We start from the raw sequence: 23,698 nt of genomic DNA, 5'->3' as shown, positions 1-23,698 counted from the left end.
TCGCGGCGGACGTCTATGTGGTTACGCCGCGCCGTCTTGCCAATCGAATATTTGGATCGGCGTGATCGCTTCGGGTTCTGACCCTAGTCCCCCAGCGCGGCCTGCATCAGCGCTTCGGTCGCCGGATCGAAATGCACCGTACCTTCGGCCAGCCCCTTCGCCATTTCCTTGCCCAGCTCGACCCCGAACTGATCGAAGGGATTGATGCCGAGCAGCACGGCGTTGGCGAAAACGCGATGCTCGTAGAAGGCGATTAGCGCGCCCAGACTGTGCGGCGTCACCTGTTCGAGCAGGATCGTCGTCGACGGGCGGTTGCCGGGATAGGCGCGCGCGCCGTCCTCGCTCGCACGGCCGGTCATCAGCGCCGCGCCTTGTGCGATGCAGTTGGCAACCAGCGTTTCGTGGTGCGCATCGTCGAGGATATGATCGGGTTCGCGCGCGACGACGAATTCGACCGGGGTCAGATGTGTGCCCTGATGCAGAAGCTGGAACACCGCATGCTGCGCGTCGGTGCCAACGCCGCCCCAAGTAATCGGCGCGCTCTGCTGCGCGAGCGGCGCGCCGTCGAGCGTCACCCGCTTGCCGTTCGATTCCATTTCGAGCTGTTGCAGATAGGCGGGCAGCAGCCGCAGGCGTTCGTCATAGGCAAAGACAGCGCGCGTCTGGCAGCCTAGCCGGTTGGCGTAAATCTGGTCGGCGAAGGCGGCGAGCAGGCAGATATTGTCGGCGCCGTCGGCAAGCCGGAAATGGCGGTCCATCTCCGCCGCGCCTTCGAGCATGTCCTGGAAGGCGTCCCAGCCGAGCGCCAGCGCCGCTGGAAAACCGATCGATGACCAGAGCGAATAGCGCCCGCCGACGGTCTCGCTGAACGGCAGGATGCGCGTTTCGTCGATACCCCATTCGACCGCGCGTTCGGGGTTGGCGGTAAGCGCGATGAAACGCCCGACCGGATCATCGACGCCCGCCTCCTCGAGCCATTGCAGCGCCGAGGCCGCGTTGAGCAGCGTCTCGGTCGTCGTGAAGGTTTTCGACGCAACCGCCACGAGCGTATAGGCCGGGTCGAATTTGGCGAAGACCTCGGCGAGCGCGGCCCCATCGACGTTCGAGACGACGGCCACGTCGTAGCGCGAGCCATGCCGCCCCAGCGCATCGATCAAGAGGTCGGGGCCGAGCGCCGACCCGCCAATGCCGATGTGGAGCAAATGGCGGATTTCGCCGAACGCATCGGCCTCGATCGCGTCGATCAGCATGCGCATCCGCTGGTGCAGCATCTGCGCGCGGTGGACCGATTCCGGCGCGCCGTCGCCGCGCTCGGCGCTATGCTCGGCGGCACGGTCCTCGCTCGGATTGGCGATCCCGCCCGAAAACAGCGTGCGGCGGCGCCCCGCGAAATCCTGCGCCTCGGCCATCCGGTTCAAAATCGCAATCGCCGGAGCATCGAGGTGCGTCTTGGCAAAATCGAACCGGATATCGGCAACGCTGCGCACCAGCGCCTGCAAACGCGCCGCGGGATCGGCAAGCACAAGGTCGGAAAGTGTTTGGGGCTGCCAGTCGGCGAGCGCCTGCCATGCGTTTGCGGCCGTGGTCATCGAATATTCCTTGCTGCCCCTTCGTATCGGACACGGTCGAGCCGTCCATCGGCAAGGTGCCTTACGGATGGGCATCCCGACGACGCTCGACGCGAACGGGGTTGATAGGGTTCGCCAACCTCATAAGCGTGCAGGAGCGCCCATACCAGCGTCATCCGCCGATATTTGCTTGACGCGCAGACCTATTCACCGTCAATGCGCCCCCATGACCGATGCCAGCATACCCGCCGAAAAGCCCGCCCCCGCGACACCCGAACCCGCGCCCGTTTCCGCCAAGGAAGAAGCGGTCGACACGATCCGCTTTCTCGCGCTGCTCGCGATCGCGGTGCTGATCTTTCGCAGCTTCTTTCTGTCGCCCTTCAACATTCCGTCGGAATCGATGCAGCCGCGCCTGCTGATCGGCGACTATCTGCTCGTGAACAAGATGGCTTACGGCTATTCGAAATACAGCCTGCCGTTCAGCGTGCCGCTGATCCCCGGCCGCATTTTCGCGCGTACGCCCGATCGCGGCGACGTTGTCGTGTTCAAGGCGCCGCCGGTCAACGACAACGACTATATCAAGCGCGTGATCGGCCTGCCCGGCGACACGATCCAGGTGAAGGATGGCATCGTCTGGCTGAATGGCAAGCCGCTGAAGCGTGAACCGATGGCCGATTTCGTCATTCCGGTGACGCAGAACATGATCGACGCCTCGCGCGCCAACGGCACCCTCCCCTGCTATTCGCCCGAGTTCGAAGAGATCGGCGCGAACGGCCAGCGTCAGTGCCGCTACAAGCGCTTCAAGGAAACGCTGCCCAGCGGCAAGAGCTACGCGATCCTCGATATCACCTCGATCCCCGAGGATAATACCGCGCCCGTGACCGTGCCCGCCGGCCATCTGTTCCTGATGGGCGATAATCGCGACCGCAGCGCCGACAGCCGCTTCCCCGCCGTCGAGGGTCAAGGCATCGGGCTGGTGCCCGAGGAAAATCTTGTTGGCCATGCGCTGGTGACGATGTTCTCGACCGACGGGTCGGCAAGCTGGATCAACCCGATCAGCTGGTTCACCGCCGCCCGCTGGAACCGCGCCGGGGAAGGCTTTTGAACGAAGGCGTATCCGCGGAAACACTTGCCGCCATCACCGGCGCAACGCCCCGCGACCTTGGCCTCTACCGCGAGGCGCTGACCCACGGCAGCAGCGGTGCGGGCGATTATCAGCGACTGGAATTTCTGGGCGACCGCGTGCTCGGACTCGTCATTGCGTCCGAATTGTTCGCCCGCTTTCCGAAAGCGGCGGAGGGCGAATTGTCGTCGCGGCTGCACGCGCTTGCGTCGGGCGAAACGTGCGCACGGATCGCGCAAGCGCTCGACCTTACCGCGCATGTCCGGTTCGGCGCGCAGGCGATCGGCGACGGCGGGCGGCATAGCGACAATATCGCCGCCGATGTGCTCGAAGCGCTGATCGGCGCGCTGTGGCTCGACCTTGGCCAGGACGCCGCGCGGGCATTCATCGTCCGCAATTGGGGGAGCATGATCGAAGGCCAGGTCGCCGCGCCCAAACATCCCAAGGCGGCGCTCCAGGAATGGGCGCTCGCGCGCAAGCGCAAGCCCCCCGAATATCGCCTCGTCCGCCGCGACGGCCCCGACCACGCGCCGCGCTTCCGCGTCGCCGTCGCGATCGGCAAGCTCGCCGAGGCCGAAGGCGACGGCCCCTCGAAGCAGGCCGCCGAAAAGGCGGCCGCCACCGCCCTGCTCGAAATCTTGACCCAGGAAGACGTAAAATGACCCAGCGCTGCGGTTTCGTGGCGGTCGTCGGCGCACCGAACGCCGGCAAATCGACCCTCGTCAACGCCCTTGTCGGCCAGAAGGTCGCCATCGTCAGCCCCAAGGCGCAGACGACGCGCACCCGCCTGATGGGCGTTGCGATGGACGGCGACACGCAGATCATCCTGATCGACACGCCGGGCATCTTCGCGCCCACCCGCCGGCTCGACCGCGCGATGGTCGCCGCGGCGTGGGGCAGCCTGGAGGAAGCCGAAGCCATCCTTGTCATGGTTGACGCCGCGGCCAAGCTGACGGGCCGTGTCGAACGCGTGCTGGAAGGAGTCGCGAACCGGCCCGAGAAGAAATATCTGGTGCTGAACAAGGTCGATCTGACCAAGAAGGACAAGCTGCTCACCATCGCGACCGAGCTGAATGCCCGGCTCGCCTTCGACGAAACCTTCTTCATCGCGGCGAGCAGCGGCGACGGCGTGCTCGAGCTCAAGGCGCACCTTGCCGCGCTGATGCCCGAAGGACCGTGGCATTTCCCCGAGGATGAAGTCAGCGACGCACCCGAGCGGATGCTCGCGGCCGAAATCACGCGCGAGCAGCTCTATCGCCAGCTCCATGAGGAATTGCCCTATCAGTCGACGGTCGAAACCGAGTTGTTCAAGACCCGTCCCGACGGCAGTGCCGAAATCCACCAGCAGATTTTTGTCGCGCGCGACAACCAGCGCGCGATCGTCCTCGGCAAGGGCGGCGCCCGCATCAAAGAAATTGGCGCAAAAGCCCGCGCCGAGCTCGCCGAACTGATGGGCCGCAAGGTCCACCTTTTCCTGCACGTGAAGGTCAAGGAAAATTGGGACGAGGACCGCGGCGTCTATCGCGACATGGGCCTCGACTGGGTCGATTGAGCGGCGATATGGCGCACGACCCCTTCAACACCCCTGGCGACCGGTTCCGAGCGGTCTTCCGCTATTGGCAGGCCTATCTGCTCATCGCCGTGCTGATCGCGCTCGTCATCGAGCGCGACCGTTTCGCGAGCAGCGGCAAGGACCATCTCGTCGCCGGCGAAGTCATGCGGATCGAAACGCGGCCCGGCAAGCCGGAGCAGGCCGTCGTGCGCGTCAACAGCCTGCAGCAGGCGACGGTCGCGCTGCCCGCCAACGCGCATTGCCATAGCGGATCGAAAATCCGCCTTGTTCGTCACGACGACGTCGCCCAGCACGCCTTCCGCGCCGCCGATCCGCCCTGCGCGGGATAAGCGATGGAGCTTGGGCCGGTCGCCCAAGCAACATCACGCGTCCTTCGCGGCCTTCTTCTTTGCCGGCGCCTTCTTGGCGGCGGGCTTTTTAGCGGCAGCTTTCTTCGCGGGCGCCTTCTTCTTGCCCTTCGCCGGCCCCTTTGCGGCACGCGCGTCGATCAGGGCGACGGCTTCCTCGACGGTCAGCGCCTCGGGCTCGACCGTCTTGGGCAGCGTCGCGTTGGTCGTGCCGTCGGTCACATAAGGCCCGAAGCGTCCGGCCATCAGCTTCATCTCGCCGCCGCTCGTCGGGTGCGGGCCGAAGGTCTTCAATGGCTCGGCCTTGGCGCGCCCGCGACCGCCGCCGTTGGCCGCATCGGCGATACGCGCCACCGCCGCGTTCATGCCGATGTCGAAGATTTCGGCGGTGCCGGTCAGCTTCGCATATTTGCCGTCATGGAGCAGATAGGGACCATAGCGCCCCAGCCCCGCGACGATCGGCTTGCCGCTTTCGGGATGCGTCCCGACGTCGCGCGGCAGGCTCAGGAGCCGCAGCGCATAGTCCAGATCGAAATCCTCTGCCGGAATATCCTTCGGGATCGACGAGCGCTTCGCCTCCTTGCCGTCGCCAAGCTGAATGTACGGTCCGAACCGGCCGCTGCGCTTCGTCACCTCGAGCCCGCTTTCGGGATCGGTGCCGAGCGTTTCGGGGCCGGCGTCGGCGCCGTCGCTGCCGCCCGGCTGCGCAAATTTGCGCGTGAACTTGCACTCGGGATAATTGCTGCACGCAATGAACGGACCGAACTTTCCGCCGCGCAGCGCGAGCCGCCCGGTGCCGCAATTCGGGCAGACGCGCGGATCGCTGCCGTCGCCCTTGTCGGGGAAGAGATAGGGGCCGAGAAATTCGTCGAGCGCCGCGGTGATTTCCGACGGCTTCTGCTCCATCACCTCGCCGGTGCGCGGCTTGAAGTCGCGCCAGAAGCGTTCGAGCACCGCCTGCCACTGGGCGCGGCCGCCCGAGACATCGTCGAGCTCTTCTTCGAGCCCCGCGGTGAAATCATATTCGACATAGCGGCCGAAGAAGCGCTCGAGGAAGGCGGTGAGCAGCCGCCCGCTCTCTTCGGGCAGGAAGCGGTTCTTTTCGACGCGCACATAGGCGCGGTCCTTGAGCACCTGGAGGATCGAGGCATAGGTCGACGGGCGCCCGATGCCGAGTTCCTCCATCTTCTTGACCAGGCTCGCTTCCGAATAGCGCGGCGGCGGCTGCGTCTCGTGGGCTTCGACCTCGACGCCGGTCTTGGCCGGTGCGTCGCCCTTTGCCATCGCGGGAAGCAGGCGCGCGTCCTCATCGTCGGCGCTGTCGTCGCGGCTTTCGTCATAGAGCGCGAGGAAGCCGGGGAATTTCACCACCTGACCGGTCGCGCGGAGCATTGTCTTGCCTGTTCCGTCGCTCAGGTCGACGCTGGTGCGTTCGAGCCGCGCCGAGGCCATCTGGCTCGCCAGCGCACGCTTCCAGATCAGATCGTAGAGGCGCGCATGATCGCCGCCGCCGACCTTGTCCTTGCCGAAATCGGTCGGACGGATCGCCTCGTGCGCTTCCTGCGCGTTCTTCGCCTTGGTCTGATACTGGCGCGGCTGATCGGGAACATAGCCGCCGTCGTAGCGGTCGGCGATCGCCCGCCGCGCGGCGCTGATCGCGCTGCCGTCCATCTGAACGCCATCGGTACGCATGTAGGTGATCGCGCCGTCCTCATAGAGATCCTGCGCAACCCGCATCGTGTGGCTGGCCGAGAACCCCAGCTTGCGCGCGGCTTCCTGTTGCAGGGTCGATGTCGTGAAGGGCGGCGGCGGATTGCGCGTCAGCGGCTTGGTTTCGACGCTGTCGACGGTGAAATGCCCCGCCTTCACGTCGGCTTCGGCGGCGCGCGCATCGGCCTCGTTGGTGATCGTCAAACGCTCGATCTTGTCGCCGCGCCAGCGCGCGAGCCGCGCCTTGAACGGCGTGCCGCCCATTTCGAACTGGCCCGTGATCGACCAATATTGCTGCGCAACAAAGGCTTCGATTTCGCGTTCGCGTTCGACGACGAGGCGCAGCGCCACCGACTGGACGCGGCCCGCCGATTTGGCGCCGGGCAGCTTGCGCCACAGCACTGGCGACAAGGTGAAACCGACCAGATAGTCGAGCGCGCGCCGCGCTCGATACGCGTCGATCAGATCGTCGTCGAGGCCGCGCGGATGCGCCATCGCATCGGTCACCGCCTGCTTGGTGATCGCGTTGAAGGTCACGCGGTCGACCTTTTGCGGCAGCGCCTTTTTCTGGCGTAGCAATTCCTGCACGTGCCAACTGATCGCTTCGCCCTCGCGATCGGGGTCGGTCGCGAGAATCAGACGGTCGGCCTGCTTCGCGGCATCCTGAATATCCTTCAGTCGCTTTGCCTTGTCGGGATAGAGCTGCCACTCCATCGAAAAACCGTCATCCGGATCGACCGAGCCGTCCTTGGGCGGCAGGTCGCGGACGTGGCCATAGCTTGCCAACACCTTGAAATCGCGGCCGAGATATTTCTCGATCGTCTTCGCCTTGGCGGGCGATTCCACAATCACCAATTGCATCGAAAATTCGTTTCCCCGAAAACTCTTACGTACGTACGCGCGAGGGTGGCGGGCGCCGCTCCCCTCCGTCAAGAGGGGAAATAGAGCGCCCGCCGTCGGGGATCAACGCAATGCGCCAAGTCTTCCCAGCAACAATTCGCTTGCCAGGCTCGCTGCTTTCGCCGCGCCCTCCTCGTAATTTCCCGGCTTTGCGGTGAACTGGAACTTGCGCGTTTTGCCGAACATCGGCAGGCCGATGTTCGCTGCCGCTGCAAGGCCGCCTGCCACATTGGCAGCCGATTGCACGGCTTTTTCGGTGCCGGTCGATGCATCGCTCTTGTCGATGAACTCGCCTTCGACGCCGATGGGGGCCTTGACCGTAATGACCGCCTGCTTGCCCGACGGGGCAATAAGCGTCATGCGCGAATAGTCCGCGCTGACAGACAGGCCGCTGTTAACGTTGACCCCGCCGCCGAAGCTGAAAAAGCCCGGGCGCTTCTGATCCGAAAAGTCGATAAGATAGACGACATCGATCACGCCGACGCCCGTTTGCTTGGCGTAATTGGACAGGGCCATATTCGCCTGCCCCGCCGACATATTGATCCCCATGCTGCTCATACCGGATCCCGTAAAGTCGCCCGGGATCATCAACAGCGACGGGAGCGCACTCGGCTTGTAATAGGTCGCCTTGCCTTTGCTGCCCTTCTCGAGCGCAATATTGACGTCGAGCGGCGCTTCCAGCGACTTGGTCTTTGCGAGGGCCGCATGGCCGAACAGGTCGGCGGCAGATTGAACGACATAGCCGCGCGCACCCAACTGCGACACGAAATCGGCATAGGCGGCATCGGTGATGGCCTGCATCATCTCCGGCGTGACACCGACCAGTTCGCTCTTGGCCTTGGTTGTGCCGCCAAAGGCACCCATCAGACCTCCCGTCTTCTTGATCTGGTCGGTCGATTCAAAGATAAAGCCGACGTTGAAGGCGCCGATCGTGACCGTTGTCACGCCCTTTGCATTGGCTGGCCCTGAAATCTTGACGGGTTCCTGATCCTTCGCAGCGACGACGACAGGCTGAAACAGCATCGCCGCAAGGGCGATGGCCGACAGCAATTTTTTCATGAAAATAAACCTCCGACCTCCCGCGGCCGGAATCAGGCCAGCGACGGGAGATTTCCCGACGCAACCCACACCCCTGCATCGGTCAGATGCAGGGGTGTGTCAATGGCTGACGTCAGAGCGTCAGTTGCTGTCCCATTTGAAGTCGGCGGGAAGCACGCATTTGCCGCCGTCATATTGACCCACGCTGCGGATCACCTCGTCCTTGTCGGGTTCGATGCGGCGGCCGCTTATCTGGCTGTCGATCACCCGGCGTACCAGCGCGTCGAGCCGGGTCACGAGATAGCAGTCGATCGCCGGCGGTGCGTGCGGATTGCCCACGCCGCTGTCGTCGGTCAGGAACAGGTAGCGCGACTGCGTTGCTGCGGCCATCGCGCGCATCGCATATTCGGCCTCGTCCGCAACGCCCGAAGCGGCGACCGGGGTGATATGGATACGCTTGGCGCGCGCCGCTTCGGCGGCGGCCCAGGTACGCCCGACCTTGTCGTCGTGCGGCGGCGCATCGGCTACAAGCAGCAGCGATTTGACCGCATCGGGGCGCCAGGATTGTCCGACCGCGCGGATCATCGCCTGATCCATCGCTTCGGGATAGTCCCCGCCTCCGTTCGCCTCCTGCTGTGCCAGCACGCCCTGCGCGCGGCCGATATCGCGGTCGAAGCCGATAGTGCGCGTCACATAATCATCGCCGAGGTCGCGATAGAAGACAAAGCCCACCCGAATGTCGAGGTCGCGGTGCCGCGTCGTGATCGCGTTGATGATCGAACGCAGTTCGGACTGAAGATAGCGGATCTCGTCGCCCATGCTGCCGGTCGTGTCGATCACCAGCATCAGGTCGAGCTTGGTTGCTTTCGTCGCCATCTGGCTCGCGGTCAGACCGACAAGCTGACCCCCCGGCGCATCGGCGACGAGCACCGGACGCGCGTCGGCGATCGTCCGCCCGCCCTGGCGCGCCGACACCGTGATGCGTTCGCTCAACCGGTCCAGCCCCGGAAAGAAGACCGCGCTGCCGTCGGCCTGCGTCGCCATGGTGATGCTGTTGCCGTCGCTGCACGTCACCACGACATCGGCGAAGGGAATGGGCTGCCCGTTACGATCGTTCACCTTTACGGTCACCACGCGCATCGTATCGACGCGCGGCAGGTCGCGGATTTGCTGGCCCAGATTGCTGCGCCCGACATAGGCTGCGTAAAGTTCCGGATTGAGCAGATCGTCATGCTCGCCGGCGGTCAAGATGCCCGACTGCGGCTGCGGCTGCGGATAGGGACGCGGCGGCATCACGGCGCCCGGTGCGCGATCGAAATCGGCCGACGATCCCTTTTCCATGGCGGCGGATTCGGCCGCACCGGCGCTCGCGTCGCTGCGCGAACCGGTAACGACGACGTCGCCCGCCGGCGGCGGCGCCATTTCGGCGACCGGCGCCATAATCGGCGGCGGCGGCGGCGCAGGGGGTGGCGGGGGCGGCGGCGCAGCCATCACCGGCGCCACACTGTCATAGCGACCGCCCTTGCCGCCGGTGGCCGGAACGGGCCGCGGCCGCGTTTCGGGATTGAGCTGCGGCAGCGGCTCGGCATTGCGGCAAAAGCCGCCATTCCAGCCCGGCGCCGCCGCTTGCGCCGCAACAATCGGCAAGGGCGCCGGACCGGAAGCCAGCAGCGCCGTCAATGTCACACCTGTCAGAAACCTGTTCCGCATCACCCAACTCCCCGGCATGTTATACAATATCATCAGCCTGTCGCCGCGCCGCTGAACCGTGGCTGAACCGCGCCGAGCCGTTGAGGACACTAAAGCAGCGACACCCGCGCCCCCGCATGGCGCGCCAGCCGCCCGGCCAGTTCGAGTTCGAGCAGGACCATTTGCACCGACGCGGCAGGATGTCCCGACTGGCGAACGATCTCGTCGATCGCCACCGGCGTCGGGCCGAGCAGGCCGGTCACGACATCGCGGTCCTGCGTGCCCGACGGCTCCGGCACCGGCACGGGGGCATATTGCTGCACAGGTTCGCGCACCATGCGCGTGTCGATCGGGCCAAGAGCTTCCAGCACGTCGTCGACCGACTGGATCAGCGTCGCGCCCTCGCGGATCAGCATATTGCATCCCTGCGCGCGCGGATCGAGCGGCGAGCCGGGCACGGCCATCACCTCGCGCCCATAGTCGCCAGCGCGCCGGGCGGTGATCAGCGATCCCGACTTCGGCGCCGCCTCGATCACCAGCGTTCCGTGCGCCAGTCCCGCGATGATGCGGTTGCGCGCCGGGAAATGCCGCGCGAGCGGCTCGGTACCGGGCGGCTGTTCGGAAATGAGGAGCTGGTCGGCGCCGATCTTGTCCTGCAAGGCGGCATTCTCGGGCGGGAAGGCTATGTCGATGCCGCTGGCAATGACCGCCGCGGTCGAACCGCCGAGCGCGCCGACATGCGCCGCGGTATCGACTCCGCGCGCAAGGCCGCTGACCACGGTCACGTCGCGCGCGGCAAGATCGCTCGCCATCTGCCGCGCAAAGCGGCAGGCGACCGCCGAGGCATTACGCGCGCCGACGATTGCGACGCACGGCCGGCAGAGCATGGCGGCGTCACCGCGCACGATCAGGATCGGCGGCGCCCCTTCCGCCTCGCGCAGCAGCGAAGGATAGTCGGGCTCGTCATGGAACAGATGCCGCGCCCCGAGGTCGGCGACGCGCGCCATCTCGCGCTCGGCAAGCTCCGCAGGCGCGATGCGCGGTCTGCCGCCGCCGCCGCGCAGCGCAAGCTCGGGCAACGCCGCAAGCGCCGCTTCGCCCGATCCGAAGCGCTGGATCAACTGGTGCCAGCTGACCGGACCGACGTGCGGCGTGCGGATCAGCCGGATCCGCGCCAGCCGCTCGGCGTGCGTCACGCAGCGCCCTTCTTTGCGCCGACCCGCGGCTCGGTTCCGGCGCGCAGCCGCGCGATATTCTCACGGTGGCGCCACAGCACGATCACCGCCAGACCGGCGAGGCCGACCGCATAGACCGGATAGCCCAAGGCAAGCGCCGCCACCGGCGCCGCGACCGCTCCCGCCATTCCGCCGAGCGACGAAATGCGCAGCAGCAACACGGTCCCCAGCCACACCGCCGCGAACACCAGCCCGATCGGCCAGGCGAGCGCCAGCGCGAGGCCGAGCAATGTCGCAACCCCCTTGCCGCCGCGAAACTTCAGCCAGACCGGGTAGCAATGGCCGATCATCGCCGCCGCACCCGCGATCATCGCGGCATGATCGCCGAGCTGCGGAACGAAATGGCGCGCGAGAAGCACCGCGACCGCCCCCTTTGCGCCGTCGAGGACCAGCGTCGCCGCGGCGAGCCCCTTGCGCCCGGTGCGCAGCACGTTGGTCGCGCCGATATTGCCCGATCCGATCTGCCGCAGATCACCGGCGCCGAACGCGCGCGTCAGCAGGACGCCGAACGGAATCGAGCCGAGCAGATAGCCTGCGGCGGTCAACAGAAAGATGGTCATGGCGCTCCCGGGCGTTGGTTCGGGAATATTGTGGCGATGTTGCAGTGGGCAATCAATGGATTCGATGAATGTGGGTGCCGGAACGGACCGGATTGACGCCGGGCGGGCGCATGCTAACCGGCTCGCATGCAGACTCCCGCGCCCGACGCGCCCATTCTTTTTTTCGACAGCGGCCTTGGCGGACTGACCGTCCTCGGGCCGACGCGCGCGCTGCTGCCGACGGCGCCGATCGTCTATGCCGCCGACTATGCCGGCCTGCCCTATGGCAAGAAAAGCGATGCCGAACTCGCGGCGCGTGTGCCGGCGCTGCTCGGCCGGCTGGTCGAACGCTACCATCCCCGGCTCGCCGTCATCGCCTGCAACACGGCATCGACCATCGCGCTAGCGCATGTTCGCGCGGCGCTCGACCTGCCGATCGTGGGAACCGTGCCCGCGATCAAGCCCGCATCTGAACTGACGCGCAGCGGCGTGATCGGCGTGCTGGGGACCGAGGCGACGGTGCGGCAGCCCTATGTCGACGACCTCAGCGCCAAATTCGCGCGCGACAAGACCGTGCTTCGCCACGGCAGCCCCGAACTCGTCACCGCCGCCGAGGGCAAGCTACGCGGCGATCCGGTCGATCCCGCCACGATTGCACGCGCGCTCGCCGGGCTGACCGATCAGGCGGGCGGCGATGCCATCGACGTCATCGTCCTGGCCTGTACCCACTTCCCGCTGCTGCAGGACGAATTGCAGGCAGCGGCCGGAGCCGGCGTCACGCTGATCGACGGCGCTACGGGAATTGCGCGGCGGATCGCGCACCTCACCCAAGGGCAGGCGTGGCCCAAGACGGCAGCGCCCGGCATTGCGGTCTTCACGCGCAGCGACGATCGCCCGCCCCCGCCGCTGGCCGCGCTGGCGCCGTATGGCATCGGGCGAATTGAGACAATTTGACCCAATTCTGCGAATCGTTCGCACTGGATTTCACGGAAAATCGCGCGTATTGCCGCCCGGTTATCGCGCCGGCGGGGGCCGCGCACCCGAAACTGCGGGGCATGCAAGTGAACTACGACGATATTTTCGCCCGGGCCATCGACCGCCTTCACGAAGAAGGCCGTTACCGCGTCTTTATCGACATTCTGCGCAACAAGGGGGCCTTCCCCAACGCGCGATGCTTTGCCGGGCACAACGGGCCGAAGCCGATCACCGTCTGGTGTTCGAACGACTATCTCGCCATGGGCCAGCACCCCAAGGTTATCGCCGCGATGGAAGAAGCGCTGCACGACGTCGGCGCCGGATCGGGCGGCACGCGCAACATCGGCGGCAACACGCACTATCACATCGATCTCGAGGCCGAACTCGCCGATTTGCACGGCAAGGAAGGCGCGCTGCTCTTCACCTCGGGCTATATCTCGAACGAAGCGACGCTCGGCACGCTCGGCAAGCTGCTCCCGAACTGCATCATCTATTCGGACGAACTCAATCACGCCTCGATGATAGCGGGTATCCGCAACTCGGGCTGCGAAAAGCGCGTTTGGCGCCATAATGACCTCGCGCATCTCGAGGAGCTTCTGGCCGCCGACGATCCCGACGCGGCGAAGCTGATCGCGTTCGAGGGCGTCTATTCGATGGACGGCGACGTCGCGCCGATCCACGCGATCTGCGACCTCGCCGACAAATATAACGCCCTCACCTATTGCGACGAAGTCCATGCGGTCGGCATGTACGGCCCGCGCGGCGGCGGTATCACCGAACGCGACGAAGCCGCGCACCGCGTGACCATCATCGAAGGCACGCTGGGCAAGGCGTTCGGCGTGATGGGCGGCTATATCGCTGCCGACAAGAATATCGTCGACGTGATCCGCAGCTATGCGCCGGGCTTCATCTTCACGACCAGCCTGTCGCCGGTGCTCGTTGCTGGCGTGCTCGCCAGCGTCCGCCACCTCAAGGGGTCGAGCGAGGAACGCGATGCGCAGCAGGCCGCCGCCGCTTACCTCAAGCAATGTTTCCGCGATGCCGGCCTGCCGGTCATGGATTCGGTGACCCACATCGTCCCGCTGATGGTCGGCGATCCGGTGCGCGCCAAGAAGATCAGCGACATATTGCTCGCCGAATATGGCGTCTATGTGCAGCCGATCAATTTCCCGACCGTGCCGCGCGGCACCGAACGGCTGCGCTTCACGCCCGGCCCGGCGCATGACGAAGCGATGATGCGCGAGCTGACGCAGGCGCTGGTCGAAATCTGGGGCCGGCTCGAACTCGAATTCAAAATCGCCGCGTGACTGAAGCCGAAGCGTATGACGCGGTCGTTCGCGGCCGCCGCTCGATCCGCGGCTTCCTCGACAAGCCCGTTCCGCGCGAACTGATCGCCGAAATCATCGGCGTCGCGATGCGCGCGCCTTCGTCATTCAACAACCAGTGCTGGAATTTCTCGGTCGTCACCGGCGATGCGCTCGCCGCCATCCGCCAGGGCAACACCGACGGCATTCTCGCCGGCAAGCCCGACAGCCGCGAGTTTCGCCGTTTCGACGGCATCGCCGAGGAGCATCGCTTCCGGCAGATCGAAATCGCGAAGCAGCTCTTCGGGGCGATGGGCATTGCGCGCGACGACAAGGATGCGCGGCAGGATTGGGTGCTGCGCGGCTTTCGCCAGTTCGACGCGCCGGTCAGCATCGTCGTAACCTATGACCGGGTGCTGCTCGGCAGCGATATCGCGCCTTTCGATTGCGGGGCGGTGACCAATGCGCTGGTCAACGCCGCCTGGTCGCGCGGGCTGGGGTGCGTCATCAACAGCCAAGGCATCATGCAGAGCCCGGTCGTGCGCGAACATGCGCAAATCCCCGACGATCAGGTCATCATGATCTGCGTCGCCATGGGCTGGCCCGACGAGGCGTTTCCCGCCAACGCCGTGGTATCGAACCGCAAAACCGTTGACGAGGCGGTGCGTTTCGTCGGCTTCGACGACTGATCGCAAGCGTCCCGCCTTTCGAGGGCCCCTGTAACGTCGGAGCCGCAGGCGCCGAATGACGGCCATGCGCATCCTGATCGTCCACGCCCACCCTGAACCCCGCAGCTTCAACGGCGCGCTAACCGATAGCGCCCGCGCATTATTGCCGACGATCGGTCACGAACTGATCGTGTCCGACCTCTATGCCATGGAGTGGGATCCGGTATCGGATCGACGCAATTTCACGATACGCGCCGATCCGGAGCGATACGATCAGCAGGCCGAAGAGCGTTTCGCCGCGTCCGCCGGCAGTTTTTCAAGCGACCTGCGCGCAGAGATGGACAAATTGCTGTGGGCGGACACGGTGATCTTTCAATTCCCCATCTGGTGGCTGGGAATGCCCGCAATCATGAAAGGGTGGATCGACCGCGTGTTCGCCGTGGGCGTCGCCTATGGCGGTGGCAAATGGCTTGACCAAGGGCGCCTGGCGCCGCGGCGAGCGATGCTGTCGGTTACGACCGGCGGCGGGGCGGCACCCTATGCGGATGTCGGGCTCTACGGTCCGATCGATCCCATACTCTATCCGATCCATCACGGAATTTTGCGGTTCACCGGTTTTCAGGTGATCGAACCATTTATCGTTTACGGTCCATCGCGAATGACCGAGCTTCAGCGCGCGGCAACGCTTGCCCAGTATCGGTTGCGACTGATGAACCTCGCGTCGGCGCCGACACTCCCTGTCATACACGCCGCCGACTATGAAAATTTCGTCCGACGCCAAGCCTAGGTCATGACCGGTTGTCGCATCATGCCCCAGAAATGGGGACCGCCGCCCGCAACGTCCCATTCGGCCTCGATCACGAAGCCAAGCCGCTCGTATAGCGGCACATTCTCGGGCGTCGCCGTTTCCAGCCAGCAAGGAAGGCCATCGGCATCGGCCACCGCCGTCTGCGCCCGGATGATCCGTCCGCCGTGCCCCTTTCCCTGATGATCGGGGCGCACGCCGACATAATGGAGATACCAGAAGCGCACTTTGGGCCGGTGCGCGTCGATGCTGCCCTGTACTTTCAGCCCGCGCGGGAGCGCCGTGCCGAAGGTTGCGATGAGTGGCAGCACGGTGCGCAGAAACTCAAGCCCGCCGCTGTGCGCCCGCCCCGGCCCACGCCACAGGGCAGCGGCTTCGCCGGCATGCGATCGCAGCGCTACGCCCGCGCGCATATCTGCGGGGACGAGCGTGCGGAACAGTCCGCGCAAGGCCCGCGCGCGATGGACGGGGTCGGGCAATATCCACGACAAGGCGGGATCGGTCTGGAACGCCTGTGCCAGCGTTTCGCCCACAACCGCTGCATCGCCGGGCCGCGCCGTCACGATCGCCTGTTCCATCACCCACTCTCCCCCTGTTGCGCGCATGGGGATAGCAGCTTTTCAGCGCCGCGCGAGGCCCGCGCGGATCGCATAGCCACGATAGAGCCGATCGCAAGTCACCCGCGCGGCGTCGGCCTCCCCCGCCAGGCTCGCGATCGCGATCGGCAGATCGGCGCGCGGCGCGACATGGAAATGCGACAGCCAGCCGAACAGCAATCGGCGCCACAGGCCGGGCAATTCGTCCTGCTGGCCAAAATCGACAATCTCCAGCCGTCCACCCGGTGCGACGCAGCGCGCCGCTTGCGCTAGCGCCCTCCGCCAATCAGGGATCATCGAAAGCGCATAGCTGATGAAAACGCGGTCGAATGTGGGGCGGCCGAAGAGCACTACCGGGTCGAAATCGCACGCGTCGCCGCGAACGAGCGATGCCGCAATCCCGGCTTTTGCAAGCGATGCCTCGGCCTTTTCCAACATGGCCGCCGATATATCGATCCCGAACAGCTCCGCCCCGGGCCATGCCCGCCCGACGGCGATCAGATTGCGGCCCGTCCCGCAACCGATCTCGAGCACGGTGCCGCCCGCCGGCGGCGCGAGATCGGCGATCAGCGCATCACGGCCGAGCAGATAATATTTGCGCGTAGCATCATAGATGTGGCGCTGACCGCGGTAGACGCGGTCCATCAACGCCCCATGGCTGCTCATATGCCAGCGCCCCGAAGCCCATAGAGATGCACACCGCCATATATCGCCGAGCGGTCGCGGCGCGCGAAGCCGGCCGATTCCTCGGCCCGATAGTCCCAGCGGCGTAGCAGATCGTCGGGCAGGCGGCCCGGCAATAGGTTGGGTTCGGCCGCGGTGCGAAACAGCACGCGCGCGCCCCGCCGCGCGGTGCGTGTAACCTCGGTCCACAACGCCGCAAGCTGCGCGTCGCTCATCCAGTCCTGCGCGTCGAGGAAGATATAGCGGTCGAAGCTCGCGGCGTCCGACGCCGCCAGCATGTCGGTCATATTCGCGTGGAGCATTTGCACGCGGCCGGCGCGCGCCTTGACCGCGTCATAATGATGGCGCTGAAGATAGGGCGGCAGCGGCGCCCTATCATCCTTGGCGTAGCCGCGCCCGAACGCCTGCCAAGCGAAATAATTTTCGGCGAGCGGGAAATCGCAGGCGAGCTTTTCGAGCCGCGCGCGCAGGACATCGGCCATCGGCTTGCCGCCCGCCAATGCGTCATATTGCGCGGGGGGAATGCCGAGTCCGAAAAGTGAAGACCGCTGCGCCGTAACCCAGCGAATGAAGCCGCGGTCGAAAAAGGGCGCGAATTTCGCGTCGAAGATCGCCCGCTGTTCTGCGACACTCTTCGCGGTCAGCAGCACACGCGGATCGACGCCGTTCAGGCGCGCCGCCAGATGCGCAAGGCCGATGAAGCTGCCGAGCAGGCCGCGCCGATAGACCCCGCGTGCGAAGCCCCCGATCCGGCGCCGTCCCGCAAGATCGCGCCCCTCCCAATAAGCCCGGCTGACCGCGTCGAGATGCGGCGCGATATAATGTTGGTAGTCGGCGATATTCGCCTTGCTGTCGGCATCGCCGAAAAAGCGGCGAAGGCTGGCGTGATCGGGCAAGCGCTCGATCGCGGTGCGCTTCAGATGATTGAGCGCGACATGCGCGGTGTTGAGATCGACCGCGACGATCTCGCCGGGGTCGGCGGTGAGATAGGAGAAGACGTTACAGCCGCCGCTTGCGATCGTCGCGATCCGGTTGCCCGGTTCGATCGCAAGCGCCTCCATGTCGACCACCGGGTCTTCCCATATCTGGGCATAGACAAGGCCCTTGAAGGCAAGCGCAAAGGCGCGGTCGAGCAATCGCTGTTTCTGGTCCGCATCCTCGCGGACGACGGCGGTGGCGATCTTGCGATTTGCTTGGCTGGCCATGGGTCATGGTCTCCCGGAAAAGCGATGTATCCGGGGCCGCGCATGACAGCCTATGTTGCGATTCCCGCGTCGTTTCGATGACAAATCGGCGACACGGACGAAAATTATGATCCTATCCCGACATCCCGGCAGGGGCCGGGCTGCCGGGATGGAGGCCAACTAGTCGCGGCAATAACCCTCTCCGCTCTTGACGATCAGGCATTCCTTCTTGCCCGCCAGATATTTGAGGCCGGTATCGTCGCCATTGCCGCGATGCAGGCTCAGTTCCTCGCCGCCGCGCTTGAACTTGATGCCATGCTCGCTGTCCCAGCCGTCATATGTGCCCTTGGTGTCGAGATCGGATTGCATCTCCAGCTTGTAATGCTCGGGTTCGGTCGGGGTGATGGTGACATACATGCCCTCGACCCCGGTCCATTTGCCGGCCCAGCTGGCAAAGCGGTGCGGCGCGGTCGCGGGATCGCTCTCGGCCGCAGTGTCGGCAGTATCCGCCGGCATGGCGGTTTCGACCGGAACCTCGGTCGTTTCGGTCTGTGTCGGGGCGGGCGCTTCGGCCTTCTGACAACCCGCGAGCAGGGCCATCGCCGCGGCGCTGGCCAAAACCATGGTCTTCGTCATCTTGCGTCTCCTTCGCCTTCGTAAACGCGCCAGCGCCGACAAATATCCTTGATGGCTCAGCCGGCAATGATCTCGGCATATTTTTGCGGATCGACATTGCCGCCCGACAGGGTCACCAGCGTCGCCTCGCCCGGCTCGACCTTCCCCGCAAGGACCGCCGCCAGCGCCGCCGCGCCGCCGGGTTCGACGACGAGGTGAAGCTTTTCGAACGCGACGCGCATCGCGTGACGCACTTCATCGCGCGTCACAAACACGCCGCGCACACCGCGCGCCTGCAGCACCGCAAAATTGATCGGCCAGGTCTGCGGCGTCTGCAAAGCGTCACATTCGGTCGGCGCTGCCAGATCCTCTACCGACAAGATTTCGCCCGCGGCCAGACTGCGGGTTACATCGTCCCATCCTTCGGGTTCGACCGCGACGATCTCGGCATCGGGACAGGCAAGCGCCAGTCCCGCCGACAAGCCGCCGCCGCCGCAGCAGGCGACGACCTTGTCGGGCCCCACAATGCCGCGCGCGGCCAGCTGAGCGCGCGCCTCGATCCCCATGCTCCCCTGGCCTTCGATGATCCACGGGTCGCCATAGGCATGGACGAGCGTGCCGCCGCGCTCGTCGAGCAAATTGGCGGCGACCGCATCGCGCGATTCGGTAACGCGGTCATAAAGCACGACGTCCGCGCCGAGCGCGCGCGTTGCCGCGAGCTTCATCTGCGGCGCGTTGCTTGGCATCACAATCGTCGCCTTGATCCCCAGCCGCTTCGCCGCCCAGGCGACACCCTGGGCATGGTTGCCGCTCGATACGCCAACCACGCCCGCCGCCGCCTGATCGGGGGTCAGGTCGGTCAGCCGGTGCCACGCGCCGCGAATCTTGAACGCGCCGACCGGTTGCAGGCATTCGGCCTTGCACCATATCGTGCGCCCGCCAACATCGAGCGGCAGGAGCGGCGTTTGCGGCAGGAGTGCAGCGACTTTCGCCGCCGCGCGTTCCACTCCGGCGAGGGTCGGCGTACGGTCGGGGCTGAGCAAGGGATCGGGGCTTTGCTGTGTCATGGCTTCGTCCTATAGGGCGCGGCATACAAGACAAGCGGCGATGATCGCCGCGACAGGAGATTTTCGAATGACCAAGGTTCTGGTGATCGGCGCCGGTGGCGTCGGATCGGTTGCGGTTCACAAGATGGCGATGAACCCCGACATCTTTCCCGACATCACCCTCGCCAGCCGCCGCAAGTTCAAATGCGATGCGATCGCCGAATCGGTCAAGGAACGCACCGGCGTGACGATCAAGACCGCCGAGGTCGATGCCGACCATATCGACGCGACCGCAGCGCTCATCCGCTCGGTGGGTGCGACGCACGTCGTCAACCTTGCCCTTCCCTATCAGGATCTGACGATCATGGAGGCGTGCCTGTCGACCGGCGCGCATTATCTCGACACCGCCAACTATGAACCGCGCGACGAGGCGAAGTTCGAATATCATTGGCAATGGGCCTATCAGGACCGGTTCAAGGACGCCGGCCTGATGGCGCTGCTTGGCTCGGGCTTCGACCCCGGCGTCACGAGCGTCTTCACGACCTGGCTCCGAAAGCATCATTTCGACCGTATCGACACGCTCGACATCCTCGACTGCAACGGCGGCGACCATGGTCAGCATTTCGCGACCAACTTCAATCCGGAGATCAACATCCGCGAAGTGACCGCGGTCGCGCGCCACTGGGAAAATGGCGACTGGGTCGAAACCCCGCCGATGTCGGTGAAGCAGCAATTCGACTTCGAGGCGGTCGGCCCGAAGAATATGTACCTCATGTATCACGAGGAAATCGAAAGCCTCAAAACGCATCTGCCCGAGATCAAGCGCATCCGTTTCTGGATGACCTTCGGCGATGCCTATATCCAGCACCTGACCGTGCTGCAGAATGTCGGCATGACGCGGATCGACCCGGTGATCTATGAAGGCAAGGAAATCATCCCGCTGCAATTTCTGAAGGCCGTTCTCCCCGAACCGTCGAGCCTCGGCGAGACGACGAAGGGCAAGACCAACATCGGCGTCATCGCAACCGGTCTTGGCAAGGACGGCAAGGAAAAAACGCTCTATCTCTACAATATCTGCGATCATGAAGACGCCTATGCCGAGACGGGCAATCAGGCGGTCAGCTATACGACCGGTGTCCCCGCGATGATCGGCGCGGCGATGATGGTCACCGGCACCTGGTCCGGCAAGGGGGTGTTCAACATGGAACAGATGGACCCCGACCCCTTCATGGACATGCTGATGAAGCACGGCCTGCCCTGGCAGGTGAAGGAACTCGACGCGCCGCTGGATTTCTGACGCCACGTCTTTCAATTTCGTCATTCCCGCGACAGCGGGAACCCGGTAGCAACGGCTGAACTGGGTTCCCGCTTTCGCGGGAACGACGAGGGTTGGATAATCGATGAGACTTCGAATAGCCGCACTTGCTCTGCTCGCGGCCTGCGTCGCCCCCGCTGCCGCCCAAACCGACGACGCCTACGCTCCCGCGCGCGCCATTGTCGCCGACATCGGCAGGATCGTCACCCCGAACGGTGTGCAGGAGACGTTCGAAGCCACGCTGGGCGGCGCGCGGCAGGTTGTGAACGTACGCGGCGCAGACCGCGACAATCCGATTCTCGTCTTCGTTCACGGCGGCCCCGGCGCCGTCGAAATGCCCTTTGCATGGGCGTTCCAGCGGCCGTGGGAGGACGTTTTCACGGTCGTCCAGTACGATCAGCGCGGCGCCGGGCGCAGCTATCCGCTGAACGATCCGGTGGCGCTTGCGCCGACGATGACGCCCGAGCGTTACCGCGACGACGCCATCGAATTGATCGAACTGCTGAAGAAACGCTATGGGAAGCGCAAGGTCGTCCTGATGGGCCACAGTTGGGGCTCAATCGTCGGCCTGTCGGTCGCGGTCAAACGCCCCGATCTGCTCTACGCCTATGTCGGCGTCGGCCAAGGCATCGACTTTCGCGAGGGCGAGAAAGCCGGCATGGCCTGGACACGTGCAAAGGCGCTGGCCGCCGGGAACAAGGAGGCCGTTGCAGCGATCGACGCGCTCGCGCCCTATCCGCAGGGCGACTTCACGATCGCGAAAGCCGATGGCTGGCGCAAATATGCGATCCCCTACGGCTCGCTGATCTACGACAAGCCCGATCTCAAATATTATTTCCAGACCCCGCGGCTCTCACCCGAATATACCGCAGCCGACGTTCAGGCGTGGGGCAAGGGCAGCGAATTTTCGGTGACGACACTGTGGCCGCGCCTTGCCGATGTCAGCTTCCGGGGCGTGCACAAGATGAACGTCCCGATCGTCTTCCTCCTCGGCCGCCACGACTATACTGTTCCCTCGCCCGTTGCCGCCGACTGGTTCGCGCAGGTCAAGGCGCCGTCGAAGACGCTCGTATGGCTCGAACATTCGGCGCATATGCCGATGGTCGAGGAGCCGGGACATTTCTTCGCCGCATTGCTGAACAACGTGCTGCCGCTGACGAAAGAGAAGAAATGATCGCCTATCTTTTACCGATCGGCCTGCTGTTCGTTTCGAACATCTTCATGACCTTCGCTTGGTACGGCCACCTCGGCGACATGTCGCGGCCAATCTGGCTCGCGGTGCTGCTCGCCTGGGGGCTGGCCTTCTTCGAATATTGCCTGGCCGTTCCGGCGAACCGGATCGGCTATAGCGTCTACACCGCCGCCGAACTCAAGACCTTGCAGGAAGTGATCACGCTCATCATCTTTGCGGGCTTCGCGGTCTTCTGGCTCGGCGAAAAGCTGACGGTGAATCATCTCGTCGGCTTTTCGCTGATCGCGGCGGGCGCCTTTTTCATCTTCAAGGGGCCGATCGCGGCCTGACAGGAACGATATCATGGAAACCCGTGCCGGCGACCCCGGAGCCTTTGCCCATTTCGACCTCGATCGCGTCCCCTCGCCGGCCTTCGTCGTCGATGCGGCGAAGATTCGAGCGAACCTGTCCGTCCTTCGCCACATCGGCGACGCATCGGGCGCGCGGGTGCTTGCCGCGCTCAAGGCCTTTTCGATGTGGCCGCTCGGCGCCACGGTCGCGCACTATCTCGACGGGGTGTGCGCCTCGGGGCTTTACGAAGCCAAACTCGGCCGCGAGGAATATGGCGGCGAGGTTGCAACCTATTGCGCAGGCTACAAGGAAGCCGATCTACCCGAAATAGCGGCGCTGTCCGATCATCTGATCTTCAACTCGCCGGGACAGATCGCGCGCTTTCGGCCGCTGCTCGACGTATTGCGCGCCAAGGGCGCGACGTTCGATGTCGGGCTGCGCATCAATCCGCAGCATAGCGAAGGCGATGTCCCCAAATATGACCCCGCGGCACCGTGCAGCCGGCTCGGCTTTCCGATCAGCCAGCTTTTGCCCGAACATATGAACGGCGTCGACGGCGTGCATATGCACACGCTGTGCGAACAGGATTTCCCTCCGCTCGCGCGCACCTGGGCGGCGGTCGAACCGATGCTGCGCCCCTTTTTCCGCCAGCTCAAATGGATCAATTTCGGCGGCGGCCACCATGTGACGCGCGCCGACTATCAAACGGACGACCTTATCGCCTTCCTGAAGCAGGTGCGCGCATCGACCGACTGCGACGTGATGATCGAACCCGGCGAAGCCGTCGCGCTCGACGCAGGTATCCTGGTGGGCGAAATCCTCGACCTGTTCGACAATGGCATGGCGATCGGCATCACCGATATTTCGGCGACGTGCCACATGCCCGATGTCATCGAGGCGCCGTATCGCCCGGCGATGCTGGGTGAGGAAAGCACCGGCAAGCCGGTTCGGATCGGCGGCCCGTCCTGCCTCGCGGGTGATGTGATCGGCGACTACCGCCTGCCGGGCGGCGCGCGCATCGGCCAGCGCTTCGCCTTCCTCGATCAGGCGCATTATTCGATGGTGAAGACCAATAGCTTCAACGGCGTCCCGCTGCCGTCGATCTGGCTGTGGGACAGCGAGAGCGACGAACTGACGGAGATACGGCGCTTTTCCTATGAGGATTTCAAAACGCGGCTCGGTTGAACGCCAGAAGTTAACGCGCGGTCCGATAAGGGTCTTTACAGGGGGGCCCCCCCGCCATATATGCGCACCCCGCTGCC

The 23,698-nt window shown here is 64.9% G+C and carries 23 protein-coding genes; 12 read left to right on the top strand and 11 right to left on the bottom strand.

From position 1 onward, the window contains the following. Window positions 1-83: 83 nt before the first annotated feature. Window positions 84-1,589 carry a glucose-6-phosphate isomerase gene (gene pgi, locus STE01S_RS13410; RefSeq protein WP_082813336.1) on the bottom strand — a complete coding sequence of 502 codons (1,506 nt, stop codon included), beginning with the start codon at window positions 1,587-1,589 and terminating at the stop codon, window positions 84-86. Between the two features lie 205 nt (window positions 1,590-1,794). Between pgi and lepB the strand changes: the two genes are divergently transcribed. From lepB to STE01S_RS13390, 4 genes are read left to right on the top strand one after another with little or no spacing between them, the layout of a single operon-like run. Continuing rightward, window positions 1,795-2,673: a signal peptidase I gene (gene lepB, locus STE01S_RS13405; protein ID WP_003043651.1), complete on the top strand. Its 879-nt coding sequence runs from the start codon at window positions 1,795-1,797 to the stop codon at window positions 2,671-2,673. After that, entirely contained in the window at window positions 2,670-3,353 is a 684-nt protein-coding gene (gene rnc, locus STE01S_RS13400) for a ribonuclease III (RefSeq protein WP_003043654.1), read from the top strand. Before lepB ends, rnc begins: the two co-directional genes overlap by 4 nt. Beyond that, on the top strand, window positions 3,350-4,243 hold the full coding sequence (gene era / locus STE01S_RS13395; RefSeq protein WP_062768431.1) for a GTPase Era: 894 nt from the start codon (window positions 3,350-3,352) through the stop codon (window positions 4,241-4,243). The genes rnc and era overlap by 4 nt, the downstream gene beginning before the upstream one ends. 8 nt (window positions 4,244-4,251) lie before the next feature. Next, window positions 4,252-4,593, top strand: coding sequence for a hypothetical protein (locus tag STE01S_RS13390; RefSeq protein ID WP_062768428.1), 342 nt, complete (start codon window positions 4,252-4,254; stop codon window positions 4,591-4,593). 33 nt (window positions 4,594-4,626) lie between these two features. Here the strand turns inward: STE01S_RS13390 and topA are convergent, their stop codons facing one another. From topA to plsY, 5 genes are all read right to left on the bottom strand, one after another. Next, entirely contained in the window at window positions 4,627-7,182 is a 2,556-nt protein-coding gene (gene topA / locus STE01S_RS13385) for a type I DNA topoisomerase (RefSeq protein ID WP_062768425.1), read from the bottom strand. Window positions 7,183-7,284: 102 nt separating this feature from the next. Then, window positions 7,285-8,280 (bottom strand): hypothetical protein, encoded by a 996-nt coding sequence (locus STE01S_RS13380; protein WP_062768422.1) that lies wholly within the window; start codon window positions 8,278-8,280, stop codon window positions 7,285-7,287. Window positions 8,281-8,400: 120 nt separating this feature from the next. Next, on the bottom strand, window positions 8,401-9,969 hold the full coding sequence (locus tag STE01S_RS13375; protein WP_255265955.1) for a VWA domain-containing protein: 1,569 nt from the start codon (window positions 9,967-9,969) through the stop codon (window positions 8,401-8,403). Window positions 9,970-10,058: 89 nt separating this feature from the next. After that, window positions 10,059-11,144 carry a DNA-processing protein DprA gene (dprA, locus tag STE01S_RS13370; RefSeq protein ID WP_062768419.1) on the bottom strand — a complete coding sequence of 362 codons (1,086 nt, stop codon included), beginning with the start codon at window positions 11,142-11,144 and terminating at the stop codon, window positions 10,059-10,061. Continuing rightward, on the bottom strand, window positions 11,141-11,743 hold the full coding sequence (gene plsY / locus STE01S_RS13365; RefSeq protein ID WP_062768417.1) for a glycerol-3-phosphate 1-O-acyltransferase PlsY: 603 nt from the start codon (window positions 11,741-11,743) through the stop codon (window positions 11,141-11,143). The genes dprA and plsY overlap by 4 nt, the downstream gene beginning before the upstream one ends. Before the next feature lie 126 nt (window positions 11,744-11,869). Between plsY and murI the strand changes: the two genes are divergently transcribed. The 4 genes from murI to STE01S_RS13345 all read left to right on the top strand — a co-directional run bounded on the left by murI (window position 11,870) and on the right by STE01S_RS13345 (window position 15,456). After that, on the top strand, window positions 11,870-12,676 hold the full coding sequence (gene murI / locus STE01S_RS13360; RefSeq protein ID WP_062768414.1) for a glutamate racemase: 807 nt from the start codon (window positions 11,870-11,872) through the stop codon (window positions 12,674-12,676). Window positions 12,677-12,783: 107 nt separating this feature from the next. After that, entirely contained in the window at window positions 12,784-14,004 is a 1,221-nt protein-coding gene (gene hemA, locus STE01S_RS13355; protein ID WP_003043669.1) for a 5-aminolevulinate synthase, read from the top strand. After that, on the top strand, window positions 14,001-14,690 hold the full coding sequence (locus STE01S_RS13350) for a nitroreductase family protein (RefSeq protein ID WP_003043671.1): 690 nt from the start codon (window positions 14,001-14,003) through the stop codon (window positions 14,688-14,690). The genes hemA and STE01S_RS13350 overlap by 4 nt, the downstream gene beginning before the upstream one ends. Window positions 14,691-14,745: 55 nt before the next feature. Further along, the gene (locus tag STE01S_RS13345; RefSeq protein ID WP_082813335.1) at window positions 14,746-15,456 is read left to right on the top strand and encodes an NAD(P)H-dependent oxidoreductase; all 711 of its coding nucleotides are present in this window, start codon (window positions 14,746-14,748) and stop codon (window positions 15,454-15,456) included. Here the strand turns inward: STE01S_RS13345 and STE01S_RS13340 are convergent. The 5 genes from STE01S_RS13340 to STE01S_RS13320 all read right to left on the bottom strand — a co-directional run bounded on the left by STE01S_RS13340 (window position 15,453) and on the right by STE01S_RS13320 (window position 19,620). Beyond that, window positions 15,453-16,052, bottom strand: coding sequence for a GNAT family N-acetyltransferase (locus tag STE01S_RS13340; protein ID WP_062768411.1), 600 nt, complete (start codon window positions 16,050-16,052; stop codon window positions 15,453-15,455). The genes STE01S_RS13345 and STE01S_RS13340 overlap by 4 nt on opposite strands. Before the next feature lie 42 nt (window positions 16,053-16,094). Then, window positions 16,095-16,736, bottom strand: a complete 642-nt coding sequence (locus STE01S_RS13335) for a class I SAM-dependent methyltransferase (RefSeq protein WP_062768408.1) — start codon at window positions 16,734-16,736, stop codon at window positions 16,095-16,097. After that, window positions 16,733-17,959 carry a BtaA family protein gene (locus STE01S_RS13330; RefSeq protein WP_062768406.1) on the bottom strand — a complete coding sequence of 409 codons (1,227 nt, stop codon included), beginning with the start codon at window positions 17,957-17,959 and terminating at the stop codon, window positions 16,733-16,735. The genes STE01S_RS13335 and STE01S_RS13330 overlap by 4 nt, the downstream gene beginning before the upstream one ends. Before the next feature lie 159 nt (window positions 17,960-18,118). After that, window positions 18,119-18,574 (bottom strand): hypothetical protein, encoded by a 456-nt coding sequence (locus STE01S_RS13325; protein ID WP_062768403.1) that lies wholly within the window; start codon window positions 18,572-18,574, stop codon window positions 18,119-18,121. A 56-nt stretch (window positions 18,575-18,630) separates the two neighbouring features. After that, entirely contained in the window at window positions 18,631-19,620 is a 990-nt protein-coding gene (locus STE01S_RS13320) for a threonine ammonia-lyase (RefSeq protein ID WP_062768400.1), read from the bottom strand. 67 nt (window positions 19,621-19,687) lie between these two features. Here STE01S_RS13320 and STE01S_RS13315 point away from each other — a divergent pair, with 67 nt between their 5' ends. The 4 genes from STE01S_RS13315 (at window position 19,688) to STE01S_RS13300 (ending at window position 23,621) form a co-directional block, all read left to right on the top strand. Beyond that, a complete protein-coding gene (locus STE01S_RS13315) occupies window positions 19,688-20,896 on the top strand; it encodes a saccharopine dehydrogenase family protein (RefSeq protein WP_062768397.1) in 1,209 nt (402 codons plus the stop codon). A 103-nt stretch (window positions 20,897-20,999) separates the two neighbouring features. Next, window positions 21,000-22,088 carry an alpha/beta fold hydrolase gene (locus STE01S_RS13310; protein WP_062768395.1) on the top strand — a complete coding sequence of 363 codons (1,089 nt, stop codon included), beginning with the start codon at window positions 21,000-21,002 and terminating at the stop codon, window positions 22,086-22,088. Further along, on the top strand, window positions 22,085-22,435 hold the full coding sequence (locus STE01S_RS13305; RefSeq protein WP_003043688.1) for a DMT family protein: 351 nt from the start codon (window positions 22,085-22,087) through the stop codon (window positions 22,433-22,435). The genes STE01S_RS13310 and STE01S_RS13305 overlap by 4 nt, the downstream gene beginning before the upstream one ends. Before the next feature lie 13 nt (window positions 22,436-22,448). Then, window positions 22,449-23,621 (top strand): carboxynorspermidine decarboxylase, encoded by a 1,173-nt coding sequence (locus STE01S_RS13300; RefSeq protein ID WP_062768392.1) that lies wholly within the window; start codon window positions 22,449-22,451, stop codon window positions 23,619-23,621. The last annotated feature ends 77 nt before the right edge of the window (window positions 23,622-23,698 follow it).

It is taken from the genome of Sphingopyxis terrae subsp. terrae NBRC 15098, from assembly GCF_001598815.1.
Classification (GTDB): Bacteria; Pseudomonadota; Alphaproteobacteria; order Sphingomonadales; family Sphingomonadaceae; genus Sphingopyxis; species Sphingopyxis terrae.
This window is presented reverse-complemented; position numbering and strand designations above follow the sequence as displayed.

Excerpts from the sequence above, each read along its gene's own strand:
- pgi (WP_082813336.1), bottom strand. The coding sequence starts at position 1,589 with ATGACCACGGCCGCAAACGCATGGCAGGCGCTCGCCGACTGGCAGCCC.
- lepB (WP_003043651.1), top strand. The coding sequence starts at position 1,795 with ATGACCGATGCCAGCATACCCGCCGAAAAGCCCGCCCCCGCGACACCC.
- era (WP_062768431.1), top strand. The coding sequence starts at position 3,350 with ATGACCCAGCGCTGCGGTTTCGTGGCGGTCGTCGGCGCACCGAACGCC.
- STE01S_RS13390 (WP_062768428.1), top strand. The coding sequence starts at position 4,252 with ATGGCGCACGACCCCTTCAACACCCCTGGCGACCGGTTCCGAGCGGTC.
- topA (WP_062768425.1), bottom strand. The coding sequence starts at position 7,182 with ATGCAATTGGTGATTGTGGAATCGCCCGCCAAGGCGAAGACGATCGAG.
- STE01S_RS13380 (WP_062768422.1), bottom strand. The coding sequence starts at position 8,280 with ATGAAAAAATTGCTGTCGGCCATCGCCCTTGCGGCGATGCTGTTTCAG.
- STE01S_RS13375 (WP_255265955.1), bottom strand. The coding sequence starts at position 9,969 with ATGCGGAACAGGTTTCTGACAGGTGTGACATTGACGGCGCTGCTGGCT.
- plsY (WP_062768417.1), bottom strand. The coding sequence starts at position 11,743 with ATGACCATCTTTCTGTTGACCGCCGCAGGCTATCTGCTCGGCTCGATT.
- murI (WP_062768414.1), top strand. The coding sequence starts at position 11,870 with ATGCAGACTCCCGCGCCCGACGCGCCCATTCTTTTTTTCGACAGCGGC.
- STE01S_RS13345 (WP_082813335.1), top strand. The coding sequence starts at position 14,746 with ATGACGGCCATGCGCATCCTGATCGTCCACGCCCACCCTGAACCCCGC.
- STE01S_RS13340 (WP_062768411.1), bottom strand. The coding sequence starts at position 16,052 with ATGGAACAGGCGATCGTGACGGCGCGGCCCGGCGATGCAGCGGTTGTG.
- STE01S_RS13335 (WP_062768408.1), bottom strand. The coding sequence starts at position 16,736 with ATGAGCAGCCATGGGGCGTTGATGGACCGCGTCTACCGCGGTCAGCGC.
- STE01S_RS13330 (WP_062768406.1), bottom strand. The coding sequence starts at position 17,959 with ATGGCCAGCCAAGCAAATCGCAAGATCGCCACCGCCGTCGTCCGCGAG.
- STE01S_RS13325 (WP_062768403.1), bottom strand. The coding sequence starts at position 18,574 with ATGACGAAGACCATGGTTTTGGCCAGCGCCGCGGCGATGGCCCTGCTC.
- STE01S_RS13320 (WP_062768400.1), bottom strand. The coding sequence starts at position 19,620 with ATGACACAGCAAAGCCCCGATCCCTTGCTCAGCCCCGACCGTACGCCG.
- STE01S_RS13315 (WP_062768397.1), top strand. The coding sequence starts at position 19,688 with ATGACCAAGGTTCTGGTGATCGGCGCCGGTGGCGTCGGATCGGTTGCG.
- STE01S_RS13310 (WP_062768395.1), top strand. The coding sequence starts at position 21,000 with ATGAGACTTCGAATAGCCGCACTTGCTCTGCTCGCGGCCTGCGTCGCC.
- STE01S_RS13305 (WP_003043688.1), top strand. The coding sequence starts at position 22,085 with ATGATCGCCTATCTTTTACCGATCGGCCTGCTGTTCGTTTCGAACATC.
- STE01S_RS13300 (WP_062768392.1), top strand. The coding sequence starts at position 22,449 with ATGGAAACCCGTGCCGGCGACCCCGGAGCCTTTGCCCATTTCGACCTC.